Below are 5,575 nucleotides of genomic sequence, written 5' to 3'. Positions count from 1 at the left end.
CTGGTAAGGGCGAAGGGGGCAAATCACACCAGCCTTGTCACTACAACCACTCGCCCTTGCCAAGCGTGGCGATGGCGGCGACGATGCGGGTGAACGCCTCGCTGGCCCGCGGCACGGTTTTGCGGGCGCGCATGAAGCTGTGCACGAGGCGCGGCTCTTCGTACCACCAGGCGCGACCGCCGGCGGCAAGGATGCGGTCGCGATAGGCTTCGCCGTCCGACGACAACGGGTCGCATTGCGCGGTGACGACCACCGTCGGCGGCAGGCCAGAGAAATCGCTGTCGCGCAGCGGCAGGAAGGTCGGGTCGGCTGGTGACTGTGTCTTGCCGGAGCGGACTTGTCTGTAATATTCGATGTCGCTGAGCGTCAGCAGCGGCGCCTCGGCGTGCTCGACATAGGAGCCGGCGCTCTCTTTGCCGCCTGGCTCCGGACCGCCCAGATCGGGATAGATCAGCACCTGGCCGATTGCGGGGCGAGGATGATGGCGCGTCGCATGCGCCACCCCAGCGGCAAGATTGCCGCCGGCGCTCTCGCCGCCCAGCACGATCGGCAGGCCGGCTGTCGCCGCTACCCATTCGAACACCGCCAGCGCATCGTCGAAGGCGGCCGGATGCAGATGTTCGGGTGCCAGCCGGTAGTCGGCGGACAGCACGGCAAAGCCGGTGTCGGCGCAGATCTCGGCGCAGATGTCGTCATGGCTGTCGAGCCCGCCAAGCACGAAGCCGCCGCCGTGATAATAGACGACCATCGCTTTCGGCGCCTTCCCCGCGAGCTGGTAGCGCCGGATCGGGATCGCACGGCTGCCGGCGGCAACCGTGCCGTCGCTGGCTTCGACACCTGCAGGAATGCCTGCGTGGAACGCCCGGCACATCGCGTCATAGACCGACCGCTGCTTGTCGACCGGCAGGTCCATGCCGGGCGGATACCATGCATTGACCCGGTCGATATAGGTCCACAGCGCCGGGTCGAGCAGCGTCGCGTATTTTCCGCGCTTTGCTGTCTCGGGCTTTGCGGCATCGCTGACCATCGCCATCCGGTCCCACCAAATCCGCTGGAAGCGTCAGAGCTCTTCGTAGAGCTGGGCCGCGTTTTCATAGGTGAAGCGCAAAGGCACCGAGCCCACCACCCGCCATGCATCGACCGTCTCGCCTGCCATCAATCGGCAAGCGCCTTCGGTCGTGGTCACGGCGCCGCCATAGAGCCGGTTGGCAAGGTTGAGGATCGCGGTCTGGTGCATCGCAGTGCTGCCGCTGCCGCAGGCATCCTTGACCAAAAGCACGCGAAAGCCTGACGATACCGCATCCCTGACGGTGGCGTCGATGCAGGCCTCGGTCCACACGCCGGCAACGACCAGCCACTCGATCCCTCTAGCCTTGAGCCGGCCGCCGGCAGGGCCCGCACCGAAGGCGCTGGCCTCAGTTTTGACCAGCATCATCTCGCCGGCGACCGGCGCCACTTCCGGACAGATCGCCGTCAACGGATCGTCCTTGTCGGAGAAAGCCGACCTGCCATTCGCATCGACTGGATGGAACCGCCGCGCCTCCCTGGTGAGATCGACGATATAGGCCGAATGATAAAGCAGCACATCATTGGCCCGCGCCGTCGCCTGCAGGCGCTGGACGTTAGCGAGAATGTCGCCAAAACCCTCGACCAGATAGCGCTTGTCCTGCCGATGCTCCTCCTGGAGATCGACGAAAACCGCGGCCGCCGTGCCGCGTTCGATGGAAATGGGCGTTTTCATGCGACCGCGCCTGGCTTCCCGGCCAACGCTGTTCCTTTCGGTGGGCTACCGCAAGCCGTGGGGATTGGCTGACGCCTAGCCAGCTTCGTCATCCCAGGGCGAAGCAGGAGCGAAGCTCCGTCGCGGAGACCCTGGGATCCATGCCGTGACGGCTGTCGAGGAGTGCGGCGGAACAGAATTCCGCACCGCAGCAGCGCTCTGAAGTCACGACATGGATCCTGGGGTCTGCGCCGTGTCGCTGCGCTCCTTGCTCCGCCCCAGGACGACGAAGCGAAGGGTGTTTGCGACAGTCGCCAAGGCCTGCGACCGGTCAAACGCGTCCGGCTATCAAAACTGCTGCGCGAGGGAATGAGCGTCAAACCTGTTTCTCCAGGAAATCGTCTTCATAGGGAAAGCGCGACAGTAGCTCGGTGCCGGTTTCGGTGACCAGGATCTCGTCCTCGAGCTTGACGCCCTCGCGGCCGCCTTTCTCGCCGATATAGCTCTCGACGCTCACCACCATGCCAGGCACGACAAAGCCGTCGCGGCCATAGGTCTCGTAGTCCATGGCATGCGCGATGAACGGCGTCTCGCCATGCATGCCGACGCCGTGCATCACCGACGTATAGCGCTGGTCGACGAAGCGGTCCGGTATCTTCCAGGCCTTTTCGGCAATCTCGCGAAACGCCATGCCCGGCTTGACGATCGAGATGTTGTGCTGAACCTGGTCGTGGGCCATGCGGTAGAGCGATTTCTGATAATCCGTCGGCTTGCCCGGCCCGCAGCGGAAGGTGCGCGAGAAGTCCGAGTAATAGCCGTAGCAGCCGATCGTATCGGTATCCAGCGCCAAAAGTTCGCCCGGCCTGATCTTGCGGCCGCTGGCTTCGTTGAACCACGGGTTGGTGCGCTGGCCGGAGGTCAAGAGGCGGGTTTCGATGAACTCGCCGCCTTGCCGGATCACTTCGTGATACATGATGGCGAACAGATCGTTTTCGGAAACGCCGGGTTTGATCGCCTCACGCACTGCATAGACGGCGGCCTCGGCGCCGGCCATCGACACCTGCAGGCATTTTACTTCCTCCGGCGTCTTCACTGCCCGCACGGCGAGAATTTCACCTTGGCAATCCCTGACCTCGCAGCCGCGCTTTTCCAGCGCCAGCGCCTGCAGATGGCCGCAGCGGTCGAGGCCGAGCTTCATCGAGCCGCCGCCATGCGCCTTGAGAAGTTCGGCGATCTCGTCGGCGAATGGACCTGCGGTTTCGTCGTCGCGGCCCGACACCGAAGACCACACCAGCTTGGACGGCCGCGCCTCGTCGATCGTGTCGAGCACCATCGAGACATGGTAGCTCTGCGGGTACTCGAACAGCACAATCGGCCCCGATGCCGGGATGAAGAAGTAGCGCGTCGAGTTACGCAGGAAATAGCCGAACATGTTGCGCGAGCCGGTGGCGTAGCGCTGGTTGTAGGGATCGAACAGCACGACGGCGCCATAGCCGGCCTCGCGCATCCAGGCGCGCAGCCTGGCCAGCCGCCCCTTGCGCAGCGCGTCCGCATCGATGAAGGACGGCTCGGTATCGGACAGCCACATGCCGCCGGCCGGGTCGGCCGCCGCCGGGTGGCGCATGCGGTCCTTGAAGTCAACGTCCTCGGTGCTGTCGGGGTCGAAAACGACGATGCTCATCGGGTGCCTCCTGGAGGTGGAGAAGATGAGCCATGCGCCGCGCAGAGGCTGTGCGGGATGCCGCAGATGTTGTGCCGGATGCCGCTTGAAGTCGTTCCGTAGCGCTCTACGAAGCCCCGTGTCCCGCCAACGTCTCGCAAGACCTAATGCCTCCGCGCCACCTTCGGCGCGTGCCCATGCTCCTCCCGAAATGCCCGCGCAAAACTCGACATCGAGGCGAAGCCGCAGGCCAGCGCCACGTCGCGCACCATCAGCGTCGAATGCGCCAGGAGATCGGCGGCGCGCTTCAGCCGCAGGCGGCGGTAATAGCCGTTGGGCGAGATGTTGAGCTCTGAGCGGAAGTTTCGTTCGAGCTTGTCGGAGGAGACGCCCAGCTTCACAGCCAGCTCCGCCATCCCGAGCCGCTCCTCCACCGCATCCTCCATGATGGCGATGGCCGACAGCACCAGTTCGTTCTGGACGCCGGTGCGTAAGCGCAGCGGCATCAGCTTGCGGTCGACGCTGGAGCGCAGCGGGCTGTGCACGAACCATTCGGCGACGCCGGCGGCAAGTTCGGGGCCATAGTCTGATGTGATGATCTCCAGCATCATGTCGAGGCTGCCGACGCCGCCGGCCGAGGTGAAGCGCTTGCGGTCGATGACGTAGAGATCGCGCCTGAGCTCGATGTCCGGAAAGGCCTCGGTGAAGGCGGCCTGGCTGGTCCAGTGCAAGGTGCAGGCATGGCCGTCGAGCAGGCCCGCGCGGGCAAGGAAGAACGCGGCATCCGCCACCGCGCCGATATGGGCGCCGCCGCGCAGGCTCCTGCGGATCCAGCCCACCGCGTCCTCCGCGACGAGATGATCGGCATCACCGCCCGAGCAGACGACGACGCGGTCGACCTTCGGCGCATTTTCGGCGAAGAAGCCGGGCTGGATGACGACGCCGTTCGAGGCCTCGACCGGCCCCTCGGCGGCGCCGACGATGATCCAGCGGTAGCATTCCCGCTTCGCCAGCACATTCGCCGCGCGCAAAGGCTCGATGACCGAACTGAACGCCATCATCGGAAAGCCGGGGAAGACCAGCACCGCGAAGGTGAGGGGGCCTTCGGTTGCCGGTGGTTGGTGGCGCTCGCGAATGGACATGCTTCAATCGTGCCTGTCGGCAATTTCAGGAAAGACCACAGTTCCGCCGGATGCCACTCAGGTCAACGGGCGGTGGTGGTCAGTTGAAATTTTCACCGCGTCTAGGCGGCGTCGCCTATCGGGCCGAACTCCTAAATGCTTGCCGAAGCATTGGAGATCGTGACGGGCGCTCTGCGCGTTCCATCAGCAGGTTTAGGTAGCTACAATTAGCTTCTTGACCTGTTCACGGTCTTCCGGCGACCATTGCTTCGGGTCTTCCCCATGAGCGATCGCGCCGTGAAGTTCGACATGCTTCATCACTTCCGCCTCGGTCTCTGCCGTGAACGTCGCTGGACATGCCTCGTTTCCCGGATAGTTCCTGCAACGATACGAGTAAGCCATGGCTTTCCCTCCCAGGGTTGCCCAGATAGCAAAGCGAGGGTACGTCGCCTTTGTCAATTCACAGTTGGATGCTCCAGTCAGCCGGGAAATTTCAACCTGACGCCACTATCCAACGGGACGGCCCCGCTCAACTCGCCAGCGCCTGATCCAGATCCGCAATCAGATCATCGCCGTCCTCGATCCCGGCCGACAACCGCACCAGCGAATCGGAAATCCCAATCTCGGCCCGCTTCCCGGCCGGGATCGAGCCGTGCGTCATCAGCGCCGGGTGCTCGATCAGGCTTTCGACGCCGCCGAGGCTTTCGGCCAGCGTGAACAGTTGCGTGTGTTCAAGGAAGCGTTTGGTGCCGGCGAGGTCGCGGTCGAGCTCGACCGTGATCATGCCGCCGAAGGCATGCATCTGCCGCCTGGCGATGGCATGCTGCGGGTGGCTGGTGAGACCGGGATAGATGACCCGGCGGATGTCGGGGCGGCTTTCCAGCCAGTGCGCGATCTTCTGGCCGTTCGACGAATGGCGCTCCATCCTCAGCGCCAGCGTCTTGAGGCCGCGCAGCGCCAGAAAACTGTCGAACGGCCCGGAAATGGCGCCGATGGCGTTCTGCAGGAATTTCAGCCGGTCGGCGAGATCCTTGTTGTCGCCGACCACGGCGACGCCGCCGACCATGTCGGAAT

6 protein-coding genes are annotated in these 5,575 nt (G+C 64.3%); all 6 read right to left on the bottom strand.

Annotated features, from left to right (window positions below):
• Positions 1-40: 40 nt before the first annotated feature.
• A complete protein-coding gene (locus tag EOA85_RS26045; RefSeq protein WP_245486007.1) occupies positions 41-1,033 on the bottom strand; it encodes an alpha/beta hydrolase in 993 nt (330 codons plus the stop codon).
• A 27-nt stretch (positions 1,034-1,060) separates the two neighbouring features.
• Positions 1,061-1,741 carry an isochorismatase family protein gene (locus EOA85_RS26040; protein WP_127211684.1) on the bottom strand — a complete coding sequence of 227 codons (681 nt, stop codon included), beginning with the start codon at positions 1,739-1,741 and terminating at the stop codon, positions 1,061-1,063.
• A 355-nt stretch (positions 1,742-2,096) separates the two neighbouring features.
• Complete coding sequence (locus EOA85_RS26035) at positions 2,097-3,401, bottom strand: Xaa-Pro peptidase family protein (RefSeq protein WP_127211683.1); 1,305 nt, start codon at positions 3,399-3,401, stop codon at positions 2,097-2,099.
• Positions 3,402-3,544: 143 nt separating this feature from the next.
• Positions 3,545-4,522 carry a GlxA family transcriptional regulator gene (locus tag EOA85_RS26030; protein WP_127211682.1) on the bottom strand — a complete coding sequence of 326 codons (978 nt, stop codon included), beginning with the start codon at positions 4,520-4,522 and terminating at the stop codon, positions 3,545-3,547.
• Positions 4,523-4,714: 192 nt separating this feature from the next.
• Positions 4,715-4,903, bottom strand: a complete 189-nt coding sequence (locus tag EOA85_RS26025) for a DUF1059 domain-containing protein (RefSeq protein ID WP_127211681.1) — start codon at positions 4,901-4,903, stop codon at positions 4,715-4,717.
• Positions 4,904-5,030: 127 nt separating this feature from the next.
• Positions 5,031-5,575 (bottom strand): PLP-dependent transferase (locus EOA85_RS26020; protein WP_206523370.1); only part of this gene is annotated, 545 nt, incomplete at its 5' end.

It is taken from the genome of Mesorhizobium sp. M5C.F.Ca.IN.020.29.1.1 (genome assembly GCF_003997375.1).
GTDB classification, from domain to species: Bacteria; Pseudomonadota; Alphaproteobacteria; order Rhizobiales; family Rhizobiaceae; genus Mesorhizobium; species Mesorhizobium wenxiniae.
The sequence above is the reverse complement of the archived record's forward strand: the minus strand, read 5'-3'. Positions and strand labels throughout refer to the sequence as shown.

Excerpts from the sequence above, each read along its gene's own strand:
- EOA85_RS26040 (WP_127211684.1), bottom strand. The coding sequence starts at position 1,741 with ATGAAAACGCCCATTTCCATCGAACGCGGCACGGCGGCCGCGGTTTTC.
- EOA85_RS26025 (WP_127211681.1), bottom strand. The coding sequence starts at position 4,903 with ATGGCTTACTCGTATCGTTGCAGGAACTATCCGGGAAACGAGGCATGT.
- EOA85_RS26045 (WP_245486007.1), bottom strand. The coding sequence starts at position 1,033 with ATGGCGATGGTCAGCGATGCCGCAAAGCCCGAGACAGCAAAGCGCGGA.
- EOA85_RS26035 (WP_127211683.1), bottom strand. The coding sequence starts at position 3,401 with ATGAGCATCGTCGTTTTCGACCCCGACAGCACCGAGGACGTTGACTTC.
- EOA85_RS26030 (WP_127211682.1), bottom strand. The coding sequence starts at position 4,522 with ATGTCCATTCGCGAGCGCCACCAACCACCGGCAACCGAAGGCCCCCTC.